Source organism: Amycolatopsis minnesotensis (assembly GCF_039529815.1).
Lineage (GTDB): Bacteria > Actinomycetota > Actinomycetes > Mycobacteriales > Pseudonocardiaceae > Amycolatopsis > Amycolatopsis minnesotensis.
The window spans coordinates 1-20,369 of sequence record NZ_BAAANN010000029.1; the positions used below are offsets into that span (position 1 = coordinate 1).

Genomic DNA, 20,369 nt, shown 5'->3' on the forward strand with positions numbered 1-20,369 from the left:
GGCACCATCGCGGCCACCCGCCGCCCGCTGACGGTGGACCAGGTCGGTCCCGGCACGGTGCTCAACCCCCTGCTGTGGGAACGCGGCCTCAGTACCCGATGTCGGTGACCGGTGCTTCCGGCTCGCCGGTGGTGTCGGGGCTGAGCAGAATCGTCGCCGTGGCTAGCCGGTGCAGTTCGGCAACCGCGGCCAGTGCTTCGTCGGCCTGTTCGCGCACCCGGTCGACTTCGTCTCCGGGTGTGTTCGGGTCCGGCATTTCTGGTGGAATTTCCTCGTGTTCGTGGGGCTGGGACGGTGTTGTGGGCTCAGCCGAGCCAGGTGGTCAGTGCGTGGTAGTAACCGTTGTCCTGGCCTCGGGCGTTGGGGTGGTAGAAGCCGGCGATGCTGAGCGGGGTGAGGCCGTTGATCCAGGGGGCGGCGGTGCACTGTCCATGGCCGTCGAAGTCGTCTCGTACGTCCTGGTAGGTCAGTCCGGCGGCGCCGGGCCGGAGGCGAAGATCCTCGGGTAACCGAGCACGACGACCCGAGCTTTCGGCGTCCGGCCCTTGATCGCGGCGTAGGTCCTGTCCAGTTTGCCGGGGAGTCGGCCGTCGCGGTGGCTTTCGACTTGTCGATCTTGTCGGTGCACTGCTTTTCGGTGCCGAGCGTGCAGGTGGTCATCACACCGGCGAACCCGATGTCGTGGCCGCCGACGGAGATCGTAACCAACGTGGTCTACGCGGTGAGCGCGCCGAGTTGGGTGCGGAGCACATCGTCGGTGGTGGCGCCGGCGCAGACGGCGAACGTGAAGGACGCCGTCGGGTACGCTTTCTCCCAGAGCTCGGGATAGGCGTGGGTGCTGCGAAGGCAGGATCCGCTCGACCCGTAGTCGCCCGCGCCGGTTCCCGCCGAGTAGGAGTCACCGAGCGCGACGTAGTCGCCGTCAGCGGCCACCGTCGGCACGGCACCGGCCGCGGCGATTCCGGCGACCGTGGCGGCACAGACCAGTGATCGTGCGAAACGCATGAAAGCCTCCTTCATGTTCAGAGCCGCAGTGTGGCCCGGCTGCCCGGTGACGGCGTCAGTCGAATCACGTAGATGCACACGTATCCGTTCTGAAGATCCATTCCGCGGCGACGAGTGGGGCGCCCAGGCCCGGCGTCCGTCCGATTGACAGTCGGAGGGAGCGCTGTCATTCTCCCTAACACTCGTTAGGGAGGTTGCAATGGTGCATTTCCTTCGTCGTACGGTTCTCGTGGCCGCGGTGAGCGTGCTCGCGGCGTGTGTGCTCGCGCCGACCACACCTGCCGCTGCCGAGGCCAGCGGTCCGGCGGTGTCGTCGGTCGATCCGCGGTGGGTGGCTCCGGGGCCGTTCGAGGTCGTGGTGGATGCCGGGGACGGACACACCTTCTACCGGCCGGCGGTGCTCGATGACCGCAGCGGCTATCCGGTGATCGTGTGGGGCAACGGCACCGGGGTGAGTCCGGCGGCCTATGACGAGTTGCTGCGGCATTGGGCCTCGTTCGGGTTCATCGTCGCGGCGGCCGACACCCCGTTCGCCAACGACGGGAAGGCGATGCTGGACGGTGCCCGGTGGCTCATCGGGGAGAACGAGCGGGCGGGCAGCCGGTATTACCACAAGATCGACACGGGGGCGATCGGAGCGGCGGGGCATTCGCAGGGTGGGGCGGGTGCGATCAACGCGGGAGCGGACCCGATGATCACCGCGACCATCGCGCTGCAACCGGGACCGCTCGCCGACGCGCGCCGGTTGCACGGGCCGACGCTGTTCCTCGCGGGGCAGGACGACAAGATCGTCGATCCCGGTGCGATCGTGCTGCCGTTCTACGAGTCGGCTTCGCAGGTTCCCGCGGTGTACGCGGAACTGGCGGGCGCGGGTCATTTTGAACCGGCGCACGACGGCGGCCGGTTCCGTGGTGTCCTCACGGCGTGGTTCGCCTATCGCCTCACCGGTGACGAGCGGGCCAAGGCGGAGTTCACCGGCCCGTCCTGCGGGCTGTGCACCGATCCGGCGTGGAGCGAGGTGCGCCGCAACGACAAGGCCGGGAACTACCTTGTCGCGCGGGAAGGATCCGACCGCTGAGCGAGAACCGCGGTATCCGCGATCTCACCGCGCTGGCCAGGGTTCGCGCGGTGGATCCGCGGCTGCCCGATGGCACGAGCACGGGTACCGAGTCGCGGATCCTGCTGGAGTCGTTGCGCTTGTTCGCCCATCACGGCTATCCGGCCACGAGCGTGCGCGCCATCGCGGCCGCGGTCGGGGTGAAAGCACCGAGCCTGTACGAGCACTTCCCCACCAAGGAGCACATCCTGGCGCGGATCGTCCACATCGGACACCAAGCACTGCTGGCCTCGTTCGAGCGGACGATCGCGGGCTGCGGTCCCGACCCGGTCAGCCAGGTCCGGGAACTCGTCCGTACCGATGTGCTCGTCCACGTCACCTACCCGCTGCTGGCGATCGTGGCCAACGACGAACTGCACCACCTGTCCCCGGCGCGCGCGGCGGACGTCCTCGCCCTGCGGGAACGCGCCGAACAGATCGCCCTCGACGCGGGCAGGCGCGGCGCTGAACAAGGGGTGTTCGACGGCACTGAACTCGTCGCGACGACGGCGGCGATCGCGAGCATGGGCGTGCGCGCGCCGTACTGGTTCATCCCCACCCCCGCCTACGGACCCGCCGAACTCGCGGACGCCTACGCCGAACTGGCGATCCGCATGCTGCGGCCGTCCTCACCCCATCGGGACGGCCGGGGTGGTGGCTGACCGGTGGGCACATTCGTCAGCACAGCCCGGCAGCGGGAGTCTCCCGGTACGGAAGTGACTCGGTACATCGGCGGTGTTCGCGAACGGGCCGTGGTGCGTCGGCTGCTGGGGGCGAACCGATTGGTCACGCTGACCGGCCCCGGCGGGATCGGCAAGACCCGGCTGGCCCGCCAGGTCATGCGCGACGTCGCGCGGGCCTACCCCGACGGGGTGGTGTTCGCCGAGTTGGCCGCGGTCAGTGATGGTGCTCTGCTCACGACGCACGTGGCGGATCTTCTCGGCGCCCACGGCCCGAGCCGCTCGTCGGTGAGCGAGTGCGTGGTTGAGCACCTGCGAGATCGCGCAGTGCTGGTGGTATTGGACAACTGCGAGCACCTGGTGGCCGATTGCGCGCGGCTCGTCCACGCGATTCTGGCCGAGTGCTCGCGCGTGGTCGTGCTGGGCACGAGCAGGCACTCGCTGGGGATCGCGGGTGAACAGCAATTTCCGGTGTTGCCCCTTCAGGTTCCTGGTGCCGACGTGGTGCTGACTTCGGATGAGGCCGGTTGCTATGAGGCCATCGAACTGTTCGCCGATCGTGCCGTGGCGGTACAGCCGGGGTTCCGGATCACCGACGGCAACTGCGCCGACATCGCCCGGCTGTGCCGGCGGTTGGACGGGGTGCCCCTGGCGATCGAAATGGCGGTCGCGCGCCTCAGAACGCTGACACCGCGCCAGATCACCGAACGAATGGACCACTGCTTGACTTTGCTCACGACCGGGCGCCGCACCGCGCCACCACGGCAGCGCAGCTTGCGCGCCACGCTCGACTGGAGCTACGCCCTGTGCTCGGACGACGAGCAACGACTGTGGGCACACCTGTCGGTCTTCGCCGGATCGTTCGACCTGCCCGCCGTCGAGCACGTCTGCGCCACGGGCGACGCGGTGGACACGATCGATGGCCTCGTGGACAAGTCCGTGGTGCTGAGCGAAACCGGCCGCGACGAAGGCGTCCGGTATCGGTTGCTGGAACCGGTGCGGGAATACGGCCACGAACGGCTTCTGCTACTGGCCACGAGAGAAAGCGCCGCGCGGCGGCACCGGGATTGGTACGACCAGTTGACCGCCCGTGCTGACGCGGAATGGTTGGGGCCCCGGCAATCGGCGTGGTGGCACCGACTCTGGCAGGAGCACGCGAACGTGCGTGCCGCGGTGCGCTGGTCGCTGTCCGAACCCGGGGAAGCGGGGGTCGCGCTGCGGATGGCGGCCCGCGTGGAGGAGTACTGGACTTTGCGCGGCGCCCACGCGGAAGCCAGACTCTGGCTCGATCGGGCCCTCGCGGCCGCGCCGCCGGATCATCCTGACCGTCCGCTGGCGCTCGTCACCGCGGCCGCGCACTCCTGGTGGCTCTCTGACCTCCCGGCCGTCTCACACAGGGTGGCTGAGGCGGAGAGCCTGATCGTGCACGTCGACGACGAACTCCTGCACGCTCGGGTCGCCTATGCGCGCGTGCTGGAAGCGCAGGCCCAGCGGGACGCGCGCTGCCGCGAGATCGCCACCGGCGTCCTGCCCGTGCTCCGCCGCCACGGGGACCACCGCCGCACGCTCCGAACCTTGACGATCCTCGGTGGCGTCGAAGCCTACCTCGGCGACATCGGCGCCGGGCGTGCGAGATTGCGGGACGCCGTCGCGTTCGCGCAAGACCACGCGGATCGCTACTACCGCGACATCGCCTTGTTCGGCCTCGCCCTGATCGAAACCCAGTTCGGTGACGTCGACACCGCCGCGGACGCGGCGCGTACGGCGCTCGCCTCGACCAGTGCGCTCGACAGCAGGTTCGGCGACGCCTTCCACATCGAGGCGCTGGCCTGGATCGCCACCCTGCAAGGACATCATTGGCGAGCGGCGACGCTGTACGGCGCCGCGGCCACGGCGTGGGAGTCCCTCGGATCCGCGCACACACCACTGGTGGCCAGACCACACCAACACCACCTGGACGACACCAGACGCGCGCTCGGCAGCCCGGCCTTCGACCGTGCTTACACCGCCGGACACGGGTTCACCGCAACCGAAGCACGGCAGTACGCGCTCGAGGAGAACGCGGACACGTCCCCGGACCCTCCGGAGGAAACGGTGAGGCTCACCCAACGCCAGCACGAGATCGCCGAACTGGTGGCGCAAGGCCTTTCCAACCGGGAAATCGCGGCGCGTTTGGTCATCTCGGTCCGCACGGCTGAGACTCATGTCCGGCACATCATGACCAGGCTTGGTGCCACGACGCGCACTCAGGTCGCGACCTGGTACCTGACGCGTTCCGGCACACCGGTGAACTAGCCGTCGCGCTGGCTTCGCCCGAGACCGTGCGACGGATCGACACCGCGGAGGTGCTGCCGGTGCCTGCCGGTCGGCAGGCACCGGCAGCACACGGTGGTCAGGATGCGAGCAGTTCTTTGACTTTTCCGATCACGCTGGGGTCTTTGAAGATGTTCAGGTGGTTGAGGTTGTCGAACTCGGTGTTGGTCGCGCCCGGCAGGACGGTGTTCGTGGCCGGGATGATGACGCCGTCGCTGGGTGTCCACAGCGTCGACCACTTGGTTCCCGCCGGGAGTACCGGGTCGGCGTTGAGCTTGGTCAAGACTGTGGAGCCGGGAAGCATTTCGCGGCAGGTGATCAGGAACGAGCACAGCGAGGCGCCTTGCGTTCCCAGGTTGGCGCCGGCGATCGAGACCCAGTGGTCGGTCCTTCCGGCGCAGCCGGCGAACTTCACGCAGTACCGGCTGTTGAGGCTGCCCATGGAATGCGACACGATGTCTACTTTGGATGCGCCGGTACGGCGAAGAAGGTCTTGTACCGTTCGACCGAGCTGGTCGGCGGTGACCACGTTCGACTGCGTGATCGTGTTGTAGGTGACGGCGGTGATCTGGTCGTCCTGGTAGCCCTCGGCCAGCAGCGCCTGGGTGAGCGCCGACCACATCGTGCCGTTCTCGATGAACCCGTGCACCAAGATCACCGGGTTCCTGCCGTTGGCGAAGGAGGTAGCGGCAGGCGTCGCCGCCACTGCGGGCGCGGCCAATCCGAAGGTGAGGGCGGTGGCGATAGCGAACGCCGAAACACGACGACATATGCGCTTCATGGGTGCCTTCCTTGGCAGTAGGGACGCCCGATAGTCCGCTGCCAGCCACACCCACGTCGTCAGTGGAAACCCGTACCCACCACGTAAACATCGCCTGCCACCACTGCGCCCGGCATCGCTGGCCCGACGCCCGGCACTCGGGTCGTGCGAATCGGCGCGTGCTCGAAGGTCGCGGGCTTATCGACCGCTACCTCGCCGAGGCGGCCTACTCCGCCGCTGTCGCGGCCCAAGACGCGGCCGAGGCAGGTGAAGCCGCGGCGACAGCGCGCAACGCCGCTGTCTGGCCATGCCCCTCACCCTTCGGTGCTCAAGGGAGGGAGTTAAGTGTGGCAAGAGCCAGGCTACCCGCTGGTAGGTACTCACTGCCAGGTCGCTGACCTGGCGTTTCGAGTGCCCCCGGTGCGACTCGAACGCACACTGGACGGATTTTGAGTCCGCTGCCTCTGCCGATTGGGCTACGGGGGCGTGCGGCGAAACTTTACTCAGACGTCGCCGGGCGCTCGTGGCGGGGGTCGCGCTGTGTGTCCGGGGGTCGATGCGTCCGACGTGGTGAACGCCATCTGTCGGACTGGATCGTTCCCGGTAGGCTTTTGATTCGCGGCCCGCCGCGTTCCGAACCCAGTTGACCACACAGAGCCACCCAGGAGGACCCCGGTGACCGGACAGGCTGCCGAGGCCGGCGAGACAGTCGCCACGCCGCAGCGTCGGGTGCTCGTCGCCGAAGACGAAGCACTGATCCGCCTCGACCTCGTCGAGATGCTGCGCGAAGAAGGCTACTCGGTGGTCGGCGAAGCCGGTGATGGCGAGGAAGCCATCTCGCTCGCCTCGGATCTGAAGCCGGACCTCGTCATCCTCGACGTCAAGATGCCGAAGCTCGACGGCATCGAGGCGGCTTCGAAGATCACCGGTGACCGGATCGCGCCGGTCGTCATCCTGACCGCGTTCAGCCAGCGCGACCTCGTGGAGCGCGCGCGTGACGCGGGAACGATGGCCTACCTGGTGAAGCCGTTCGCGAAGCGGGATCTGGTGCCGGCGATCGAACTCGCGGTGAGCAGGTTCGCCGAGTTGCAGGCGCTGGAGTCCGAGGTCGCCGGGCTCACCGACCGGCTCGAGACCCGCAAGGTCATCGACAGGGCGAAGGGCCTGTTGATGAGCGAGCAGGGCCTGAGCGAGCCGGACGCGTTCCGCTGGATCCAGCGCACGGCGATGGACCGCCGCACCACGATGAAGGCCGTCGCCGAGGCGGTCGTGGAAAGCATCGGCACTCGCTGACTTTCTGTAGTTCCTCCGCTACCTCGTCGTCCTTTTGATCACTCTTCGCTGCCCATTCCTCCGTTGCATTCACGCTAATGGGTGTGAACCATGGGTTAACCCTCGTGGCCCCCGTCACGATGTGGATACAAGACCTTGACTGACGCTGTGCAACGCCCCGCCGGGCGGCTACGTTCAGCGACCAGATCAGGTCCCTGTTGCGGGGACTGCCGCCCACCAGCGGCTTGTCGGCATTTGGAGGAACGAGTGCAGAAGGCACGACTCTCACGGGTCATCGTGCTGGCGGCGGTGGGCGCAGTCGCCCTCGGCGCGTGTTCAGCGCGTAACGAGAGCGATTCCGGCGGAGACACTCCGCCGCAGTCGCAGGCGGCAGCCCCCGCCCAGGCATCCAACGCGGCCAACCCGGCAGGCGATGGCAAGGCCCAGTGTGCCCCCACTTCTATCGCCTACGCGGGCACCATCAACGGCAACAACGCCGCGCTCGGCCAGAACATTCTCTACGGTGTCGACCTCGCGGTGACCCAGCACAACAAGGCGAACCCCGGTTGCCAGGTCAAGCTGGAGAAGTTCGAAACCGAGGGCACCCCGGACAAGGCGCCGGGCATCGTCACGCAGATCGCCAACACCAACTCGATCATCGGTGTGGTCGGCCTTCCGTTCTCCGGTGAGTCGAAGGCCGCGGGCAACATTTTCAACGACAAGGGTCTTGTGCAGCTCACCCCGTCGGCGACCAACCCGACGCTGAGCCAGAACGGCTGGAAGACCTTCTTCCGCGGCCTCGGCAACGACAACACGCAGGGCCCCGCCGCCGCGCAGTTCATCACGCAGGAACTGAAGGCGGACAAGGTCTGCGTCGTGCGCGACGACTCGGAGTACGGCACCGGCCTCGCCGACGCGATCACCAAGGCGCTCGGTGAGAAGGCCACCTGCCAGCAGACGGTGAAGACGAAGCAGATCGACTTCGCCGCGGTCGTCAACGACATCAAGAGCAAGTCGCCGCAGGCGATCTTCTACTCCGGCTACTACCAGGAAGCCGCTCCGCTCGCGCAGCAGCTTTCCGACGCGGGCGTGGACGCGAAGTTCGTCGGTCCCGACGGCGTGAAGGACGACGAGTTCGTCAAGGGCGCCGGTGACGCCGCCGCCAAGGCGTACTTCACCTGCCCGTGCGTTCCCGCGGACCAGTTCACCGACTTCAGCACCGCCTACAAGGCGGCGAGCGGCAAGGACCCCGGCACCTATTCGCCCGAGGGCTACGACCTCGCGACGATCTTGCTCAAGGGAATCGACGCGGGCAAGAAGGACCGTGCCTCGCTGCTCGACTTCGTCAAGACCTACGACGGTCAGGGCCTGACCAAGCACTTCAAGTGGGACGACAAGGGCGAACTCGCCAAAACCACCGTGTGGACCTACAAGGTTGAGGGCGGAAAGATCGTCCGAAACACCGAAATCAAGTAGTCCGTTCCCTTTTCAGCTCTTGTAACCGGGGTGCGCGTGCGGCGGCTCGATCCCGCCGTCCGCGCACCCCGGACCCATACGGAGAACGAGTGTGCTCATACACCACGAGTTGACCACCCATGTCCTCGCCGACATCAAGTTCGATCCAGGGGCCTTCGTCGACCAGTTCTGGCAGAACACCGTCGACGGCCTGTCGCAGGGCAGTATCTACGCCTTGGTCGCGCTGGGTTACACGCTGGTTTACGGCGTTCTGAAGCTCATCAACTTCGCCCATTCCGAAGTGTTCATCTACGGCGCGTACGCCACCTGGTTCACTTTCTACGGGCTGGGTTTCCGGCCCGGTTCCACCCCGGATCTCCCGGTTTTCGAGCTGATCGGCTTCCTGCTGCTGGCGCTGGTCGTGTCGATGCTGGTTTCCGGTGGCACGGCGGTGGTGCTGGAGAGAGTCGCCTACCGTCCACTTCGGAAACGGGGGGCGCCGAGGCTGGCGTTCCTCATCACCGCGATCGGTGCTTCGTTCGTGCTCCAGCAGATCCTGTTCCTGACCAGGGGCGGTAACGCGGAGCGCAGCATCCGGCTGATGAAGCCGGAAGCTCAGTTCACCATTTTCGGCGCGGAGATCACCAACGTCACGCTGATCATCATCATCGCGTCGGTCGTGCTGATGGTCTTCGCCGACGTGTTCGTGAACCGGACCAAGTTCGGCCGCGGTATCCGCGCGGTCGCGCAGGACCCGGACACCGCGACGCTGATGGGCGTCAACAAGGAACGCATCATCATCCTGACCTTCCTGATCGGCGGACTGCTGGCCGGTGCGGCGGCGTTCTTCTACATGATCAAGAATCCACAGGGCGCGTCCTACCAGGGTGGTTTCATCCTCGGTATCAAGGCGTTCACCGCGGCGGTGCTCGGCGGGATCGGGAACCTGCGAGGGGCCCTTCTCGGCGGAATCCTGCTCGGGCTGGTGGAGAACTACGGACAGGCGTTCTTCGGCGGGAACTGGCGCGACGTGGTCGCGTTCGTACTGCTGGTCCTGATCCTGATGTTCCGCCCGACCGGAATTCTCGGGGAATCGCTCGGAAAGGCACGAGTATGACTGAGGGTACGAAAACGGCCGTTGGCAAGCGCCGTCCCCTCGGGGAGTGGTGGAACAACCTCAGCCGCGTGCAGCAATGGGGTGTGCTCATCCCGCTGGTCGCACTGGTCTATCTGCTGCCGGTGCTGAATCCGCCGATTCTGAGCACCGAGCCGGGTTACGACTTCCCGATCGCGATGTTCGAGGTGGCGCGCTACGCGCTCGTCGCCATCGGGCTCAACGTCGTGGTCGGCCAGGCCGGTCTGCTCGACCTCGGCTACATCGGGTTCTTCGCGATCGGCGCCTATGTCGCGGCGCTGTTCACGAGCCCCGATTCGAGCCTGTCGAAACTGCCGTTCCTGGTCGTGCTGCCGATCGCGATGGTGGTCACGATGATCTTCGGGGTCATCCTCGGCACGCCGACGCTGCGGCTGAGAGGGGACTACCTGGCGATCGTGACGCTGGGCTTCGGCGAGATCGTCCGGCTCCTCGCGGACAACATCGACCCGCTGCGCGGCAACCGCGGCTTCCAGGAGGTCGGCCACCCGCCAGGCACGAACGCCGACGGCAGCTCGCTGTTCAACAACACCAACGGCATCCCGTGGTACTGGCTGTGCGTCACGATCATCATTCTCATCCTGTTCCTGGTCGGGAACCTGGAGCGGTCCAGGGTCGGCAGGGCGTGGGTCGCGATCCGGGACGACGAGGACGCGGCCGAGATCATGGGCGTGCCGACGTTCAAGTTCAAGATCTGGGCGTTCGCGGGCGGTGCCGCGATCGGCGGGCTTTCCGGTGCGCTCTACGCCGGCCAGCTCGGGTTCGTGAACAACCAGAAGTTCGACGTGGTCACGTCCATGCTGTTCCTGGCCGCGGTGATCCTCGGTGGCTCGGGTAACAAGGTCGGGGTGCTGGTCGGCGCGATCGTGGTGGCCTACGTGCCGCTGCGGTTCCTGGTGATCGCCGACTACAAGTACCTGATCTTCGGCCTCGCGCTGATCATCCTGATGATCTTCCGGCCGGGCGGCCTGCTCGGCGCGCGCCAGCGGCTGCTCACCTACGGAAGGCAGGCCTACCAACGGCTGCTCGGCAAGGGCGAGCAGATCAGCAGCGACGGCGCGATGGTCACCGACGAGCCGGAGAGGAGCCACTGATGGCGGGGGCGGACAACCCGGACGTGCCGGCCGAAGGCGGGCTCGTCGCCGAGCTGGAGCAGATGACCGAGGCGGAACTCGCCGAGCACCAGGCCGAAGTGGCCGAAGCCGTCGCCCCGGACCGCGAGATCCAGGCCGAGGTCGGGCAGACGCTGCTCGAGGTCGACGACGTCACGGTGCGCTTCGGCGGGCTGGTGGCGCTCGACGCGGTGTCGTTCTCGATCCGGCGCGGGGAGATCCTCGGGCTGATCGGGCCGAACGGTGCCGGGAAGACGACCTGCTTCAACGCGATGACCGGGGTGTACCGGCCGTCGTCGGGGCAGGTCCGGCTGGAGGGCGAAGCGCTGGGCAAGGTGTCGAAGCACGGCATCACCCAGCTCGGGGTCGCCAGGACGTTCCAGAACATCCGGCTCTTCGGCGAGATGACCGCGCTGGAGAACGTGGTGGTCGGCACGGACGCCCGGCACAAGACCGGCGTGCTCGGCGCGCTGGTGCGTTCCGCACGGCACCGCCGCGAGGAACGGGACGCGGTGGACCGGTCGATGGCGCTGCTGGAGTTCGTCGGCATCGCCGATCGCGCGGCGGACAAGGCGAAGAACCTGCCGTACGGTTATCAGCGGCGCCTCGAGATCGCGAGGGGCCTGGCGACCGAGCCGAAGCTGCTGTGCCTCGACGAACCCGCCGCCGGGTTCAACCCCCAGGAGAAGGAAGAGCTCATGGGGTTGATCCGGAAGATCCGCGACGACGGCTACACCGTCCTGCTGATCGAGCACGACATGAAACTCGTCATGGGCGTGACCGATCGCATCGTGGTGCTGGAGTTCGGCAAGAAGATCGCGGAAGGACTGCCGGCCGAGATCAGGGAGAACCCCGCTGTGATCGCCGCTTACCTGGGAGTGCCCGACGATGACGTTGCTTGAGCTGTCCGGCGTATCCGTCCACTATGGACGGATCAAGGCCGTTTCGGAGCTGTCCATCAAGGTCGAAGAGGGCGAGATCGTCACCCTCATCGGCGCCAACGGTGCCGGGAAGTCGACCACCATGCGGGCGATCTCCGGGATCAGGCCGCTTTCCGCCGGCACGATCACCTTCGACGGCGAGGACATCACGAAGCTGCGCGCGGACCTCCGCGTGGTGCGCGGGATCTCGCAGGCGCCGGAGGGCCGTGGGATCTTCCCCGGCATGACGATCCTGGAAAACCTGGACATGGGTGCCTACGCCAGGAAGGACCGCAAGACGCTGGGGGAGGAGATGGAGCGCGTGTTCGAGCTCTTCCCCCGGCTGCGCGAGCGCAAGTCGCAGACCGGCGGCACGCTTTCCGGCGGCGAGCAGCAGATGCTCGCGATCGGGCGCGCGCTCATGGCGAAGCCGAAGCTGCTGTTGCTGGACGAACCGTCGATGGGGCTCGCCCCGCAGTTCATCCAGCAGATCTTCCGCATCATCACCGAGATCAACCAGCAGGGGACCACGGTGCTGCTCGTCGAGCAGAACGCCCAGCAGGCGCTTTCGCGGGCGCACCGGGCGTACGTGCTGGAAACCGGGTCGATCACCCGCTCCGGCTCCGGCAAGGAACTGCTCGCCGACGACAGCATCAAGGAGGCCTACCTCGGAGTCGGCTGACCCCGTTCGAAGGCCGCCCCCGCGACACGGTCGCGGGGGCGGTTTTCGCGGCTGCTCGAAGGTCCCCGAAGCTGGCCTTCGAGGAATGCGCAGCGGAGCGTCCTTCGGGGCACTCGCACCACCCGGCGGCCAGGAGCGTCAACCCGGCCGCACCGGTATCCGGCCACCCGAGGCGAAGCGTCAGGCGCCCGGGGGCCGGTCCCGGACGGCGCAGGTGAGGCGGGCGGTGCAGGTTCGCCGGTCCTGGTCGTCGTGCAGGGCGATGTCCACGGTCACCGTGCCGCGGCCGACGTGCAGCGGGGTGGCGACCCCGGTCACGACGCCTTCGCGGACGGCGCGGTGGTGGGTGCACGAGAGTTCGAGCCCCATCGCGACCCGGCCTTCGCCCGCGTTGAGCGCGGCGACCATCGAACCCAGTGCCTCGGCGAGCACGGCGTTCGCGCCGCCGTGCAGCAGGCCGTACGGCTGGAGGTTGCCCTCGACCGGGATCGTGCCGACGACCCGCTCGGGGGTCACCTCCACCAGCTCCATGCCGAGTTTCGCGTTCAGCTGCTGGTCGGCGACCGCGGGGTTGATGCCCGCGAACTGGGCGCGGACACTCTCGGTCAGCTCCTCGGTCAAGTCCTGCTCCTCTCCGGTGAGGTCACTCAGGCGACACTCACGAAAGAGTGTCGGTGCATCACCCTAGACTCGCCCCCGTGAGTCCCGCCGAGAACGCTTCAGTAGCGAACACCACAGCCAGCGCGACAGAGACCGCGGAGCGACCACGCCTGTTGCTCATCGACGGTCACTCGATGGCCTACCGCGCCTTCTTCGCCGTACCGGCGGACCGGTTCCGCACGTCGACGGGCCAGGTCACGAACGCGGTGTTCGGGTTCACCTCGATGCTGATCAACCTGCTGCGCGATGAGCAGCCGACCCACCTCGCGGTGGCGTTCGACCTCTCCCGCAAGACCTTTCGGTCCGAGACGTTCGCGGAGTACAAGGCCACCCGCTCGGCGACGCCGGACGACTTCAAGGGCCAGGTCGCGCTCGTGCAGGAGGTGCTGAGCGTGCTCGGCATCCCGGCGCTGACCAAGGAGAACTACGAGGCGGACGACATCATCGCCACGCTCACCACGCAGGCGACCGCCGAGGACTACTCGGTGCTCATCTGCACCGGCGACCGCGACGCCCTGCAGCTGGTGAACGACCAGGTCACCGTGCTGTACCCGAAGAAGGGCGTGTCGGAGCTGGTCCGGTTCGACCCGGCGGCGGTGGAGGACAAGTACAGCCTGACGCCCGTCCAGTACCCCGATTTCGCGGCGCTGCGCGGCGACCCGTCGGACAACCTGCCCGGCATCCCCGGGGTGGGGGAGAAGACGGCGGCGAAGTGGATCAAGCAGTTCGGCTCGCTCGGCGACCTGATCGACCGGGTCGACGAGGTCAAGGGCAAGGTCGGCGAGGCGCTGCGCGCCCATCTCGACGCGGTGATGCTCAACCGCCAGCTCACCGAGCTGGTGCGGGACGTGCCGCTGGAGGCGGGTCCCGGCGATCTCGAGCTGAAGCCGTGGGACCGGGACGCGGTGCACCGCCTCTTCGACGAGCTGGAGTTCCGCGTCCTGCGGGACAGGCTGTTCGCGACGCTGTCGAGCGCGGAGCCGGAGGCGGACGAGGGTTTCGAGGTCTCGGGCGAGGCGCTGGCCACCGGGCAGCTCGAGGCGTGGCTGGCGAAGCACTCGCCCGCGGGCAAGCCCGTCGGCCTGTCGTTCCGCACGACCGGCGCGTCCGTCGCGGCCGACGTCGAAGCGATCTCGTTCGCGACGGCGGACGGCGAAGGCGCCTACGCCGAGGTCGCCACGATGGACGAGTCGGACGAGAAGGCGCTGGCCGCCTGGTTCGCCGACTCCGGCATCCCGAAGGTCGGGCACTCGCTGAAGGTCGCGATGCACGCGGTGCTGGCCAGGGGCTGGCGGTTCGGCGGGCTGACCATGGACACCGCGCTCGCCGCGTACCTGGTGCGGCCAGGGCAGCGCTCGTTCGAACTGGACGACCTGGTGCTCCGCTACCTGCAGCGGGAGCTGCGCTCGGACGCCGACGCCGACGACGGCCAGCTGTCCCTTTTGGACAGTGACGGCGCGGAGGCCGAGGGTGGGGTGGACCAGAAGGTGGTCCAGGCCGAGCTGGTGCGGGCGCGCGCGGTCGCGGAGCTGGCCGAGGCCCTCGCCGGCGAGCTGGACGGCATCGGCGGCGTGAAGCTGCTCAACGAGATCGAGCTGCCGCTGCTCGAGGTGATCACCGACGTCGAAGCGGCCGGGATCGCGGTCGACGTCGATCAGCTCACCGAGCTGGAATCGCACTACGCGAGCGGGGTCCGCAAGGCGGCCGACGACGCGTACGCCGTGATCGGCAAGCAGATCAACCTCGGCTCGCCGAAGCAGCTGCAGGTCGTGCTGTTCGACGAGCTGGACATGCCGAAGACCAAGCGCACCAAGACCGGCTACACCACCGACGCCGACGCGCTGCAGGGGCTGTTCGAGAAGACCGAGCACCCGTTCCTGCAGCACCTGCTCGCGCATCGGGACGCGAGCCGTCTGAGGTCCACTGTGGAGGGACTGATCAAGGCGGTCGCGGACGACGGCCGGATCCACACCACGCTGCACCAGACCATCGCGGCGACCGGACGGCTGTCCTCTGTGGACCCGAACCTGCAGAACATCCCGGTCCGCACCGAGGAGGGCAGGCGGATCAGGGACGCGTTCGTGGTCGGCGGCGGCTACGCCGAGCTGATGACCGCGGACTACAGCCAGATCGAGATGCGCATCATGGCGCACCTGTCCGGGGACGAGGGGCTGATCGAGGCCTTCAACACCGGCGAGGACCTGCACACCTTCGTGGCGTCGAAGGCGTTCTCGCTGCCGGCCGAAGAGGTCACCCCGGAGCTGCGCTACCGCGTGAAGGCGATGTCGTACGGCCTCGCCTACGGGCTGTCGGCCTACGGGCTCGCCCAGCAGCTGCGGATTTCCACCGAAGAGGCCAAGGAACAGATGGAGGCCTACTTCGCGCGGTTCGGCGGCGTGCGGGACTACCTGCAGTCCGTGGTCATCGAGGCGGCGAAGGTGGGCTACACCGAGACGATCTTCGGCCGCCGCCGCTACCTGCCGGACCTCAACAGCGACAACCGCCAGCGCCGCGAGATGGCGGAGCGGATGGCGCTCAACGCCCCGATCCAGGGCAGTGCGGCGGACATCATCAAGGTCGCGATGCTGAACGTGCACAAGGCGCTGAGCGAGTCGGACCTGAAGAGCAGGCTGCTGCTACAGGTGCACGACGAACTGGTGCTGGAAGTCCGCGAGGGCGAGCGCGACGCCGTCGAGGCGCTGGTGCGCGAAGGCATGGGCTCGGCGTACCAGCTCGCCGTCCCGCTCGAGGTGTCGGTGGGCGTCGGCCGGTCCTGGAACGAGGCGGCGCACTGAGCACGGGCGTCCCGCCGGTCGTGCACCTTCGCCGCGCGAAGGACCGGATGGACGCCCACTACGCGGAGCCGCTCGACGTCGACCAGCTCGCCGCGGTCGCCGGGTGCTCGCGCTACCACTTCATGCGCGAGTTCTCGGCGGCCTACGGGGAAAGCCCGAAGGCCTACCTGACGCGGCGGCGGATCGAGCGCGCGCAGGACCTGCTGCGCGCGGTGAACCTGACGGTCACTGATGAACACCAGGCCGGTGCCCGATCCCGCATATTCGGATAAGCCGGGGGGATTGGCGTTACCGGTGTACCGATCGAGGAAAGGACCGGAACGGTGATCAACAAGCTTTCGCATTCGTGCGTCTTCGTGCTCAGCCAGGATTCCGCGAAGGAGTTCTATGTGGACAAGCTGGGCTTCGAGGTGCGCAACGACGCGACGATGGGCGAGGGCGGCTTCCGCTGGCTCACGGTGGGGCCCGCCGGGCAGCCCGATGTCGAAATCATCCTGATGGAGCCGGGCGCGCCGCAGCACGACCCGGAAACCGAGCGGGCGCTGCGCGACCTGGTGGCGAAGGGCGCGCTGGGCGCGGGCGCGTGGGAGACCTCGGACTGCCGGAAGACCTACGAGGTCCTGTCCTCCCGAGGGGTGACGTTCCTGCAGAAGCCCGCCGAACGGCCCTACGGCATCGAGGCGCTGTTCCGGGACGATTCGGGGAACTGGTTCAGCCTGACCGAGCGCACCGAGTTCGATCCGGGCAAGGAATGGGCCTCGACGCCGGCCAGATAACGGGACCCGGACGGCGTGCTCTACGAGACCGGGGTGCGCGCCTCCGAGGTCGAGAAGATCCGAATGCGACTGTCGGCAATGGACGGACGTGGCCCGCGGGCGCGGGTGCCGCTCGGCCTGATCGCCACCCATCCCGGCAGGCGGGCCGGTGATGTCGCGGACCTGCTCGGCCGCGGCGAAGCGGGGTTGAAGATCGGCATCCGGAAGCCGAAGAACCTCGGGCCGCGCGGAGCGGCCGTTCTCCGTGCGCTGGGGGAGGATCCGTAGCGGCACGTTTCGCGCACATGGCCGCGGTGTTTCGGGGCGGATAATCCTCGCGCGCGGACCGGGCGGGCGTTCCGGACGCGCGGTAGGTTCCGGCCATGGCGGCCAAGAAAGCGGAACAGAAGGCGCTGGTCCTCGCGGGCGGCGGCATGCTCAGCGCCGTGGCCGAAGACCTCGTCGCGAACGGCTGGTACGTCGTGCTGCCGAGCCGCCGGTACAGCCCGCCGGCGGCTCGGCAGGTCGAATCCCGGGCCCACCGGTCGCGCCGGGGAAGGACCGAAGCGGGCCGCGCGGTGTGGGTGGAGGCCGAGTGGATGCGCCCGCGCGAGCTGGCCCGTGCCGCCGACGGCGCGCTCGGCGGCCACGCGGACCTGCTGGTGGCCTGGGTGCACGAGGCCTACCGCAGGTCGGTGCTCGGGGTGGTCGAATCGCTGCTCGCGCCGGGCGCGCCGGTGGTCGAGGTCCGCGAGGGAGGCTGGTCGGACCCGGTGCTGACCGGCAGGCCGACGCAGGGCATCGTGCTGGGATCGGTGTCCGAACGCGACAGTGGCCGCTCGCTGATCCAGTCCGAAGTGGTCGGTGGCGTCGCGGCGGCGGTGGCAAGGGCGCTCGACGGTCATCCGTCCACAGTGCACACACTCGGCCAGGCGGGCCGGGTCGCCCGCTGAGGGGACCTCAGAGCCTTCCCGGCGGCAGGGCGAGCCGCTGCGCCGCCCTGACCACGCAGGCCCGGCGGCGCGCGTAGTCATCCTCGGCGTCGGCCCCGGTGAGCATCTTCGCGATCTGGGGCACCGAGAACCACCACGCGGCCAGCCCGATGAGGGTGAACACCAGCTGTGCGGGATCGAGGTCGTCGTCGAGCACGCCATCGCGCTGGGCGGCCGCGACAGCGCGCACCTTGTCCTGGTAGTGCGCGGTCCGGTTCGCCTGATCGACCGGTGTGCCGCTCGCCAGCCCCTCCCATTGCAGCAGGCGGGCCAGCTCGGGGTGGCTCGCGTGGTAGTCGAAGGTCTGCCCGGCGAACTCGCCGATGTCGGCGAAGGAGCCGCCGGGCGGGGGAGTCGCGGCGGCCAGCTTCGCCAGCTCGTCGGTGAGCACCGACTCGAACAGGGCCTGCTTGTCGCCGAAGTACCTGTACAGCCGTTCCTTGTTGATCCCGGCGCGCTCGGCGATGCGGGCCATCGTGGTGCCGTCGGGCCCGCGCGAGGCGAACTCGGCGGTCGCCGCTTCCTTGAGCCGCCGCCGCGTGCCTTCGGTGTCCCATGCCATGCGGCCAGCCTAACCGTGTTCCAACCACAACGTTGCGGTTGACGTTAGCGTGGGCTATCGTCGAATTACCAACTCCAACGTTGGAGATGCGCTTTTTGACTCGTCCCCGGAAGGACGCACATGAACACCGAAGTCGCGGACAAGGTCGTCGTGACGGGTGCCGCGCAGGGATCGGCCGCACTGGCCGTCGAGCCGATGTCGGCGACGAAGACGCGGTGCGGGTCGAAGGCGGCGGTGAACATCCTCGCCAACGTCGTGCACCGGGAACTCGCCGGCGACGGCATCCGCACGGTCGCGCTGGCGCCCGGCCTGACGCACACTCCGGGGATGCGAGAGATCGTCGGGGACGCCCAAATCGAACGTGGTGCCGCGAATTACCCTGGTGGGCGAATTGGCCAGCCGGAGGACCTGGTGCCGCTGACCGCGTTCCGGTGCGGCGACGCCGCGAACCACCGCTCCGGCGCGGTGCTCACCGTCCGCCCGCCGATCACGCGCTGATCTTTGCCGAACCCGGAAGGAACCACCTTGACCACCACAGTTCCCGGCGGTGCGCTGAAGCTCGCCGAAGGTCTTTCACTGAGCCGGATGGGCTTCGGTGCGATGCAACTCGCCGGACCGGGCGTCTTCGGCCCGCCGAAGGACCGCGATGAAGCGCTCGCGGTGCTGCGCACGGTCGTCGAACTCGGGGTCACGCACATCGACACGAGCGACTTCTACGGCCCGTTCACGGTGAACGAAGTCATCCGCGAGGCGCTGCACCCGTATCCCGAGGGGCTGCGCATCGTGACCAAGGTCGGGGCGCGCCGCGGTGACGACGCGTCGTGGATCCCCGCGGTGTCGCCCGACGAACTGCGGGCGCAGGTGCACGCGAACCTGGAGCATCTCGGGGTGGACGCGCTCGACGTCGTCAACCTGCGGCGGTCGACCGAGTCCACCCGTGAGGATTCGATCGCCGAGCAGTTCGGCGTGCTCGCCGAACTGCGCGAGCAGGGACTGATCCGGCACCTCGGCGTCAGCGACGTGTCCGCCGCGCAGCTGACCGAGGCGCAGGCGATCGCACCGGTCGTCACCGTGCAGAACCAGTACAACGTGGCCGACCGCACCGACGACGAGCTGGTCGACCGGTGCGCGCGCGAGGGGATCGCATTCGCGCCGTTCTTCCCGCTCGGCGGTTTCACGCCGTTGCAGCACGACACGCTCGACGCGGTGGCGAAGCGGATCGGTGCGTCGCCGCAGCAGGTCGCGCTCGCGTGGCTGCTGCATCGTTCGCCGACGATGGCCGTCATCCCCGGCACGTCCTCGGTGGCGCATCTGAAGGAGAACGTGACCGCCGCCGACCTGGTGCTGCCGGACGACGCGCTCGCCGAGCTGGACGCGATCGGCGGCTGACCGCTCAGTCCACTGTGGACCAGACGTGATATAAACGTAGTCGCTACGCTTTTGCACTGGGTTCGCGATCGGGTATGGTCGGCGGGTGGACGCGCAACCAGAAATCGGGCGCCGTGAGCGCAAGAAGGCCCAGACCCGGCAGGCCATCTCGGAGGCGGCGCTCGCGTTGTTCCTGGAGCGCGGGTACGACCAGGTGAGCGTGAAGGAGATCGCCGACGCCGCGGATGTCGCCGTGACCACGCTGTTCAAGCACTTCCCCGGCAAGGAAGCGATGGTCTTCGACGAGGACAGCGCGCACGAAGCCGCGCTCGTGGCCGCGGTACGGGATCGCCCCGCGGGGCAGCCCGTGCTCGAAGCCCTGCGCGAGTTCATGCACGGGGGCCGTCTCCTGACCGCTCGCAAGGGCAAGGGGATCCGTGCCTTCCTCGAACTGATCAGCAGCACGCCGGTGCTCCGGGAGTACGCGCACCGGATGTGGATGCGGCACGAGGCCGCGCTCGCCGACGCGATCGCCGAAGCGGTGGGAAAACCATCCGGCGACATCGCCGCGACAAGCCTCGCGCATTTCGCGCTGGAGTCGAGCCGCTTCGCCGGGGAGCAGAAGGACCCGAAGCGCGCGCTCGACGAGACCTTCGACCTGCTGGCACGGGGCTGGGGCGCCGAATTCGGCTGAGCGACGCAGCGCGAGAAGCGCGTACGCGCGCGTAAATCGCGGCTATGCGTTCACGCGCACCGAGAACTTGTAGTGCAGTCGTGCACCGGGCAAGC

General features: G+C 68.1%; 23 protein-coding genes and 1 tRNA gene. 17 read left to right on the forward strand and 7 right to left on the reverse strand.

Features of this window, described 5'->3' with window-relative positions:
- Nucleotides 1-88: 88 nt before the first annotated feature.
- The 3 genes from ABD256_RS30375 to ABD256_RS30385 all read right to left on the reverse strand — a co-directional run bounded on the left by ABD256_RS30375 (nucleotide 89) and on the right by ABD256_RS30385 (nucleotide 1,005).
- Nucleotides 89-256: a hypothetical protein gene (locus ABD256_RS30375; RefSeq protein ID WP_344426649.1), complete on the reverse strand. Its 168-nt coding sequence runs from the start codon at nucleotides 254-256 to the stop codon at nucleotides 89-91.
- Nucleotides 257-466: 210 nt separating this feature from the next.
- On the reverse strand, nucleotides 467-628 hold the full coding sequence (locus tag ABD256_RS30380; RefSeq protein WP_344426652.1) for a hypothetical protein: 162 nt from the start codon (nucleotides 626-628) through the stop codon (nucleotides 467-469).
- 86 nt (nucleotides 629-714) lie between these two features.
- Complete coding sequence (locus tag ABD256_RS30385) at nucleotides 715-1,005, reverse strand: SGNH/GDSL hydrolase family protein (protein ID WP_344426654.1); 291 nt, start codon at nucleotides 1,003-1,005, stop codon at nucleotides 715-717.
- 199 nt (nucleotides 1,006-1,204) lie between these two features.
- Between ABD256_RS30385 and ABD256_RS30390 the strand changes: the two genes are divergently transcribed.
- The 3 genes from ABD256_RS30390 to ABD256_RS30400 are packed head-to-tail and all read left to right on the forward strand — an operon-like array spanning nucleotide 1,205 to nucleotide 5,076.
- A complete protein-coding gene (locus ABD256_RS30390) occupies nucleotides 1,205-2,083 on the forward strand; it encodes a poly(ethylene terephthalate) hydrolase family protein (protein ID WP_344426657.1) in 879 nt (292 codons plus the stop codon).
- Nucleotides 2,084-2,133: 50 nt separating this feature from the next.
- Nucleotides 2,134-2,763, forward strand: a complete 630-nt coding sequence (locus tag ABD256_RS30395; protein WP_344426660.1) for a TetR/AcrR family transcriptional regulator — start codon at nucleotides 2,134-2,136, stop codon at nucleotides 2,761-2,763.
- A 54-nt stretch (nucleotides 2,764-2,817) separates the two neighbouring features.
- Nucleotides 2,818-5,076 carry an ATP-binding protein gene (locus tag ABD256_RS30400; protein WP_344426663.1) on the forward strand — a complete coding sequence of 753 codons (2,259 nt, stop codon included), beginning with the start codon at nucleotides 2,818-2,820 and terminating at the stop codon, nucleotides 5,074-5,076.
- A 97-nt stretch (nucleotides 5,077-5,173) separates the two neighbouring features.
- Here the strand turns inward: ABD256_RS30400 and ABD256_RS30405 are convergent, their stop codons facing one another.
- A complete protein-coding gene (locus tag ABD256_RS30405) occupies nucleotides 5,174-5,926 on the reverse strand; it encodes an esterase/lipase family protein (RefSeq protein ID WP_344426666.1) in 753 nt (250 codons plus the stop codon).
- 340 nt (nucleotides 5,927-6,266) lie between these two features.
- Nucleotides 6,267-6,340: transfer RNA gene (locus ABD256_RS30410), tRNA-Leu, on the reverse strand.
- Nucleotides 6,341-6,529: 189 nt separating this feature from the next.
- Between ABD256_RS30410 and ABD256_RS30415 the strand changes: the two genes are divergently transcribed.
- The 6 genes from ABD256_RS30415 (at nucleotide 6,530) to ABD256_RS30440 (ending at nucleotide 12,448) form a co-directional block, all read left to right on the forward strand.
- Nucleotides 6,530-7,147 carry an ANTAR domain-containing response regulator gene (locus ABD256_RS30415; protein ID WP_344426669.1) on the forward strand — a complete coding sequence of 206 codons (618 nt, stop codon included), beginning with the start codon at nucleotides 6,530-6,532 and terminating at the stop codon, nucleotides 7,145-7,147.
- 276 nt (nucleotides 7,148-7,423) lie between these two features.
- A complete protein-coding gene (locus ABD256_RS30420) occupies nucleotides 7,424-8,602 on the forward strand; it encodes a branched-chain amino acid ABC transporter substrate-binding protein (RefSeq protein ID WP_344427004.1) in 1,179 nt (392 codons plus the stop codon).
- A 97-nt stretch (nucleotides 8,603-8,699) separates the two neighbouring features.
- On the forward strand, nucleotides 8,700-9,698 hold the full coding sequence (locus tag ABD256_RS30425) for a branched-chain amino acid ABC transporter permease (protein ID WP_344427007.1): 999 nt from the start codon (nucleotides 8,700-8,702) through the stop codon (nucleotides 9,696-9,698).
- A complete protein-coding gene (locus tag ABD256_RS30430) occupies nucleotides 9,695-10,828 on the forward strand; it encodes a branched-chain amino acid ABC transporter permease (protein ID WP_344426672.1) in 1,134 nt (377 codons plus the stop codon). The genes ABD256_RS30425 and ABD256_RS30430 overlap by 4 nt, the downstream gene beginning before the upstream one ends.
- Nucleotides 10,828-11,748 (forward strand): ABC transporter ATP-binding protein, encoded by a 921-nt coding sequence (locus ABD256_RS30435; RefSeq protein ID WP_344426675.1) that lies wholly within the window; start codon nucleotides 10,828-10,830, stop codon nucleotides 11,746-11,748. Before ABD256_RS30430 ends, ABD256_RS30435 begins: the two co-directional genes overlap by 1 nt.
- Nucleotides 11,735-12,448: an ABC transporter ATP-binding protein gene (locus ABD256_RS30440; protein ID WP_344426677.1), complete on the forward strand. Its 714-nt coding sequence runs from the start codon at nucleotides 11,735-11,737 to the stop codon at nucleotides 12,446-12,448. Before ABD256_RS30435 ends, ABD256_RS30440 begins: the two co-directional genes overlap by 14 nt.
- Nucleotides 12,449-12,628: 180 nt before the next feature.
- Here the strand turns inward: ABD256_RS30440 and ABD256_RS30445 are convergent, their stop codons facing one another.
- A complete protein-coding gene (locus ABD256_RS30445) occupies nucleotides 12,629-13,069 on the reverse strand; it encodes a PaaI family thioesterase (RefSeq protein WP_344426679.1) in 441 nt (146 codons plus the stop codon).
- Between the two features lie 77 nt (nucleotides 13,070-13,146).
- Between ABD256_RS30445 and polA the strand changes: the two genes are divergently transcribed.
- The 5 genes from polA to ABD256_RS30470 all read left to right on the forward strand — a co-directional run bounded on the left by polA (nucleotide 13,147) and on the right by ABD256_RS30470 (nucleotide 17,611).
- The gene (gene polA / locus ABD256_RS30450) at nucleotides 13,147-15,903 is read left to right on the forward strand and encodes a DNA polymerase I (protein WP_344426682.1); all 2,757 of its coding nucleotides are present in this window, start codon (nucleotides 13,147-13,149) and stop codon (nucleotides 15,901-15,903) included.
- 47 nt (nucleotides 15,904-15,950) lie between these two features.
- Entirely contained in the window at nucleotides 15,951-16,175 is a 225-nt protein-coding gene (locus ABD256_RS30455) for a helix-turn-helix transcriptional regulator (RefSeq protein WP_425546545.1), read from the forward strand.
- Nucleotides 16,176-16,226: 51 nt separating this feature from the next.
- Entirely contained in the window at nucleotides 16,227-16,679 is a 453-nt protein-coding gene (locus ABD256_RS30460; RefSeq protein ID WP_344426687.1) for a VOC family protein, read from the forward strand.
- 63 nt (nucleotides 16,680-16,742) lie between these two features.
- Nucleotides 16,743-16,946: a hypothetical protein gene (locus ABD256_RS30465; RefSeq protein ID WP_344426690.1), complete on the forward strand. Its 204-nt coding sequence runs from the start codon at nucleotides 16,743-16,745 to the stop codon at nucleotides 16,944-16,946.
- A 95-nt stretch (nucleotides 16,947-17,041) separates the two neighbouring features.
- Nucleotides 17,042-17,611 (forward strand): hypothetical protein, encoded by a 570-nt coding sequence (locus tag ABD256_RS30470; protein ID WP_344426693.1) that lies wholly within the window; start codon nucleotides 17,042-17,044, stop codon nucleotides 17,609-17,611.
- A gap of 7 nt (nucleotides 17,612-17,618) precedes the next feature.
- On the opposite strand, the gene ABD256_RS30475 is transcribed toward ABD256_RS30470, so the two are convergent.
- Nucleotides 17,619-18,212, reverse strand: coding sequence for a TetR/AcrR family transcriptional regulator (locus tag ABD256_RS30475; RefSeq protein WP_344426696.1), 594 nt, complete (start codon nucleotides 18,210-18,212; stop codon nucleotides 17,619-17,621).
- A 120-nt stretch (nucleotides 18,213-18,332) separates the two neighbouring features.
- Here ABD256_RS30475 and ABD256_RS30480 point away from each other — a divergent pair, with 120 nt between their 5' ends.
- The 3 genes from ABD256_RS30480 to ABD256_RS30490 all read left to right on the forward strand — a co-directional run bounded on the left by ABD256_RS30480 (nucleotide 18,333) and on the right by ABD256_RS30490 (nucleotide 20,274).
- Complete coding sequence (locus ABD256_RS30480) at nucleotides 18,333-18,710, forward strand: SDR family oxidoreductase (RefSeq protein WP_344426699.1); 378 nt, start codon at nucleotides 18,333-18,335, stop codon at nucleotides 18,708-18,710.
- A gap of 27 nt (nucleotides 18,711-18,737) precedes the next feature.
- Nucleotides 18,738-19,601, forward strand: coding sequence for an oxidoreductase (locus ABD256_RS30485; protein WP_344426702.1), 864 nt, complete (start codon nucleotides 18,738-18,740; stop codon nucleotides 19,599-19,601).
- An 85-nt stretch (nucleotides 19,602-19,686) separates the two neighbouring features.
- On the forward strand, nucleotides 19,687-20,274 hold the full coding sequence (locus ABD256_RS30490) for a TetR/AcrR family transcriptional regulator (RefSeq protein ID WP_344426705.1): 588 nt from the start codon (nucleotides 19,687-19,689) through the stop codon (nucleotides 20,272-20,274).
- Nucleotides 20,275-20,369: the final 95 nt, after the last annotated feature.